The organism is Protofrankia sp. Cr1, from assembly GCF_963555865.1.
Taxonomy (GTDB): Bacteria; Actinomycetota; Actinomycetes; order Frankiales; family Frankiaceae; genus Protofrankia.
Map to the genome: position 1 here is coordinate 13,029 of NZ_CAUVXO010000072.1, position 4,786 is coordinate 17,814.

Genomic DNA, 4,786 nt, shown 5'->3' on the forward strand with positions numbered 1-4,786 from the left:
CGGTGGCGGGAACGGCGGCGAAAACCCCATAAGGATGGATGCCGGGCCTGCGACCGGGCACACTGTGGCGCGTTGAAGCGTTGCCTGGGTGTTACGTTCCCGAGTTCAATCGGAGGAGCCGTGGGAGACCGAGGCGGTTGGCTTGGGCGGGTCGTCCACCGGCTGAACGCGGACGATCGGGTGCTGGAGGCCGAAGACCTGCAGCGGACCGTCCAGGCGGCCGGGGCCGTCCCGATGTGTGACTGCCACGAGCGCCAGGAGGTGTGCGTTGTCGGCTCGATCCGTTCGGTTACTGTACGTAGCCACGCCGGGGCGCCGAGCCTTGAGGCGGACATCTACGATGGCAGCGGTACCGTCACCCTGGTGTTTCTCGGCCGCAAGCACATACCGGGAATTCAGGCAGGACGTGCAGTCAAGGCATCTGGGATGGTCATGAACCGGGACAGTCGCACCACCATCTTCAATCCGCGATACGAGTTGCTGCCCGTGTCGTCTGCGAGCGCGTGAACCTCCGAACCCGCGACCCGCGGGTCGCTCCGGCTGCCGACCGGCAGTCCCCGACGTCCCCGACATCGCTGGCCGACGCCATGGGCGGTCCACGCGGGATGATCGACAGTGCGATCCCCACGGTTGCTTTTGTCGCGGTCAACGCCGAGGCGGGGCTGACCGCGGGCATCGCCTTCGCCGTGGCGACGGCGACCGTTCTGGTCGCGCTGCGGGTCGTCCGCCGCGAGCCGGCGCGCCAGGCGTTCTCCGGGCTGTTCGCGGTGGCCTTCGCCGCGTTCGTCGCGTCCCGGACGCACAGCGCCCAGGGTTTCTTCCTGCCCAGTATCATCAAGAACGCCGTCTTTGCCAGCGTCGGCCTGCTGTCACTGGTGGTGCGCAGACCGCTCGCAGGTTTTGTGATGGCCGCGATGGATGCCCGCTACGTCGACTGGCGTCACCACCGCGACCTGCGTCGGGCCGCCGTCCGGGCGACACTGGTCTGGATCATTGTGTTCGCTCTGCGGTTCGTCATCCAGGGTGCGCTCTATCTGGCCGGCGAGACAGGGTGGCTGGCCGCTGCCAACATCGCCCTGGGGCTGCCGTTGTTCGGCGTGGCGATCCTGGCTACCTTCGCCATCGTGCGCCGGCTCGCGCCACGTCAGGCTGGCGCGGACGGGCGTGACGGTGCCGCCACCCGTGACGGTGCCGCCGGGATGGCCGCCCCTGTCGCCGGTCGCTCCAAGGTCACCGAGGTGGCGGCGAGCCCGCTGGAGTCCCGCCCAGAGCCAGGCTGAGGGCTTCCTCCACATCCCCGCCGGCGCTCACCACGGCGAGCACCTCGTCGCCTTCTTCCAGGGTGGCGTCGGGGGAGGGGAGCACGACCCGCCCGTCCCGCAGGATCGCCACCAGTGCCGCGTCAGCGGGTAGCGCAACCTGCGCGATGGGCGTCCCGATCACCGGGGAGTCCTCGGCCAGGGTCAACTCCACCAGCGACGCGTTGCCCTGCATGAAGCGCATCAGCCGGACGAGGTCGCCGACGCTCACCGCCTCCTCGACCAGGGCGGTCAGCATCCGCGGGGTGGACACGGCCACGTCCACCCCCCACGCTTCGGTGAACAGCCATTCGTTGTTCGGATGGTTGACCCGTGCCACCACCCGCGGCACCCCGAACTCGGTCTTCGCCAGCAGCGAGACGACCAGGTTGACCTTGTCGTCCCCGGTCGCGGCGACCATCACCGCGCACTCTTGGAGGTTGGCGCTCTCCAGGGATGCCAGTTCGCACGCGTCGGCCAGCAGCCAGTTGGCGTGCGGCAGCGCGTCCATCCGTATCTTGCCCGGGTCGCGTTCGATCAACAGCACCTCGGAGCCGTTGTCGATCAGTTCGGCGGCGATGGAACGGCCGACCTTGCCGGCACCGGCAACGGCGATCCGACGTGGCCTCATGTGGGCAGACCTTCCTTCGGACCGGCCTTCAGCACGGCCTCCACCTGCGCCGCCCGTGCCTTGGGAAAAGCCAGGTGCAGCGTGTCGCCGTCCTGGATGAGGGTATGGGCATCGGGGAGCAGACCCTCGCCGAAGCGGGTGACACAGGCGACCCGGGCGCGTGCGGCGCCCTCAAGTGTGGACACGCGTAGTCCCACCCATGATGCGGAGGGTGTCATCTCTGTCAGCAGGATCATGCCGGACGTGTCCGTCCACTCCGGCGTTATGGCATCCGGGACGAGACGGCGCAGAATCTGGTCGCGGGTCCAACGTACGGTGGCGACCGTGGGGATACCGAGCCGTTCGTACACTTCAGCCCGGCGGGGATCGTAGATGCGGGCAACGACACTGGTCACGCCGAACATCTCCCGCGCGATTCTGGCGGCTATGATGTTGGAATTGTCGCCGCTGGAAACCGCGGCGAACGCCGTCGCGTCCCGGATGCCCGCTTCGATCAGGGTGTCCCGGTCGAAACCGACTCCGGTGATCATTCGGCCGCTGAAGTCCGCGGGCAGCCGGGTGAAGGCGTCCGGGTTCTGGTCGATGATCGAAACGCTGTGGCCGTACCGGTCGACGCTGCGTGCGAGCGCCGAACCGACTCGCCCGCATCCGAGGATCACCACATGCACGCGGCAGAGCGTAGCCCTCCTGAGCCGGCCCGGTCGATGCGTGGGCGGTGCCCAGCAGCGGAGATATCGGTCATCTCACAGCGGTGCGATGCCGGTCACATCTGTCGGTAGCATCGCCGCGTGAGGCTCACGGACCGCCTCAAGCGCGGCTTCGTCGGTCGCCCCCTCGGGAGCGACAAACTCGGCGAGACGTTGCTGCCCAAGCGGATTGCCCTGCCTGTTTTCGGTAGCGACCCACTCTCCTCGGTGGCGTATGCCACGGAGGAGATCCTGCTTGTCCTGTCGCTCGGTGGTCTGGCCTTCTACCACCTTGCGCCGTGGGTCGCGGCCACGGTCGTCGTGGTGCTGCTGACCGTCGTCGCCTCCTACCGCCAGAACGTGCGCGCCTACCCCACCGGGGGCGGCGCTTACGAGATCGCGATGACGAACCTGGGGCCGCGGGTCGGCCTCACGGCCGCGAGCGCGCTGCTCGTCGACTACGTCCTCACGGTCGCGGTGTCGGTTGCCGCCGGGGTGGCGAACCTCGCGTCGGCCATGACCAGCCTGGCCGGGCACAAGGTGCTCATTTCCGTGGTGCTGATCGTCATTTTGACGATAATCAATCTGCGCGGTGTCCGCGAGTCGGGCACGGCGTTCGCGCTCCCGACGTACGGCTTCATCGTCGGCGTCATGGTGATGGTCGCGGTCGGGTTGCTGCAGACCGCGTTCGGGCACACGCCCCAGGCCGAGAGCGCGAATTACCAGGTGCACGCCGAGTCCGCCTTCGGCGGCCTTGCCACCGTCTTCCTGGCGTTGCGGGCGTTCTCCTCCGGCTGTACCGCACTCACCGGTGTGGAGGCGATCAGCAACGGGGTCCCGGCGTTCCGTCCACCCAAGAGCCGCAACGCAGCCACGACGCTGCTGGCGATGGGACTGATCGCGGTCACGATGTTCAGTGGCGTCACCATCCTGGCGATGATCTCGCATGTCCACGTCGCGGAGAACCCGGCGGATCTCATCGGTGCAGACGGGACCGCGACCGGGACACAGCGTACGGTCATCGCGCAGGTGGCCGCCGCAGTCTTCGGGGACGGGTCGTTCGGCTTCCTCTATGTCGCCGTCGTCACGGCGCTGATCCTCGTGCTGGCCGCGAACACCGCCTTCAACGGCTTTCCGGTCCTCGGGTCGATCCTGGCCAGGGACGGTTATCTGCCGCGCCAGCTGCACACCCGTGGCGATCGCCTGGCCTTCAGCAACGGAATCATCACCCTCGCCGCTCTCGCGATTCTCCTGATCGTCGCGTTTGACGCCGAGGTGACCAGGCTTATCCAGCTGTACATCATCGGCGTGTTCGTGTCGTTCGTGTGCAGCCAGACCGGGATGGTCCGGCACTGGCAGACCCTCCTACGAAGCGATGATCCTGAGGCTGGCGACCCGGTCGCCCGCCGACGTATCCGGCGTTCGCAGGCGATCAACTTTGTCGGCGCCTGCGTGACCTCTGTCGTTCTGGTCGTGGTTCTGGCCACGAAGTTCGCGCGTGGCGCGTGGCTCGTCTGTGTGGCCATGCCGGTGATCTTCGTGGTGATGCGGGCGATCCGCCGGCACTACGACCGGGTGGCCCACGAGCTGGCGGCCGAGCCCGGGCCGCCGACGTTGCCGTCCAGGGTGCATGCGGTGGTGCTCGTCAGCAAGATCCACGAACCGACGCTGCGGGCCCTGGCGTATGCCAAGGCCACCCGTCCCCACTCCCTGGTCGGGCTCACCGTAGCCGTCGATCCGGCCGAATCCGGTCGGCTGCGTCAGGCCTGGGACGAACGGGGGATCGGCATCGATCTGGTCGAACTCGCCTCGCCCTACCGCGAGATCACCCGGCCGGTGTTGGACTACGTCGCCGGCATCCGACGGGAGAGCCCGCGCGACGTGGTCGCGGTGTTCATCCCCGAGTATGTGGTCGGGCGCTGGTGGGAACAGCTCCTGCACAACCAGAGCGCACTGCGGCTCAAGGGGAGGCTGCTCTTCCAGCCGGGCGTGATGGTCACCAGCGTCCCCTGGCAGCTCGCCTCCTCGGAGCAGGCCGGCCGGCGCCAGGACCGGACGGCGCCGGGAGCCGTGCGCCGGGCCACCGGTTCGGCCGCCCCCGCTCAGGCCACCGCCGGGCGGGACACCGCCGGCCGGGACACTGCCGGGCGGGACACCGCCGGCACGGCCGC

5 protein-coding genes are annotated in these 4,786 nt (G+C 68.5%); 3 read left to right on the forward strand and 2 right to left on the reverse strand.

From position 1 onward, the window contains the following. Positions 1–120 precede the first annotated feature (120 nt). Positions 121–507 (forward strand): OB-fold nucleic acid binding domain-containing protein, encoded by a 387-nt coding sequence (locus U9980_RS08935; RefSeq protein ID WP_322751016.1) that lies wholly within the window; start codon positions 121–123, stop codon positions 505–507. A gap of 80 nt (positions 508–587) precedes the next feature. Continuing rightward, the gene (locus tag U9980_RS08940) at positions 588–1,280 is read left to right on the forward strand and encodes a DUF3159 domain-containing protein (RefSeq protein WP_322767497.1); all 693 of its coding nucleotides are present in this window, start codon (positions 588–590) and stop codon (positions 1,278–1,280) included. Here the strand turns inward: U9980_RS08940 and U9980_RS08945 are convergent. After that, positions 1,231–1,929: a TrkA family potassium uptake protein gene (locus U9980_RS08945; protein WP_322751017.1), complete on the reverse strand. Its 699-nt coding sequence runs from the start codon at positions 1,927–1,929 to the stop codon at positions 1,231–1,233. The two genes, U9980_RS08940 and U9980_RS08945, sit on opposite strands and share 50 nt — an antisense overlap. Further along, positions 1,926–2,597 (reverse strand): TrkA family potassium uptake protein, encoded by a 672-nt coding sequence (locus U9980_RS08950; protein WP_322755096.1) that lies wholly within the window; start codon positions 2,595–2,597, stop codon positions 1,926–1,928. Before U9980_RS08950 ends, U9980_RS08945 begins: the two co-directional genes overlap by 4 nt. A gap of 120 nt (positions 2,598–2,717) precedes the next feature. On the opposite strand from U9980_RS08950, the gene U9980_RS08955 reads away from it, so the two are divergent. Further along, on the forward strand, positions 2,718–4,786 hold a 2,069-nt coding region (locus U9980_RS08955), incomplete at its 3' end, for an APC family permease (protein ID WP_322767495.1).

Coding starts and splice junctions, on each gene's coding strand:
- U9980_RS08940 (WP_322767497.1), top strand. CDS start 588: ATGGGCGGTCCACGCGGGATGATCGACAGTGCGATCCCCACGGTTGCT.
- U9980_RS08945 (WP_322751017.1), bottom strand. CDS start 1,929: ATGAGGCCACGTCGGATCGCCGTTGCCGGTGCCGGCAAGGTCGGCCGT.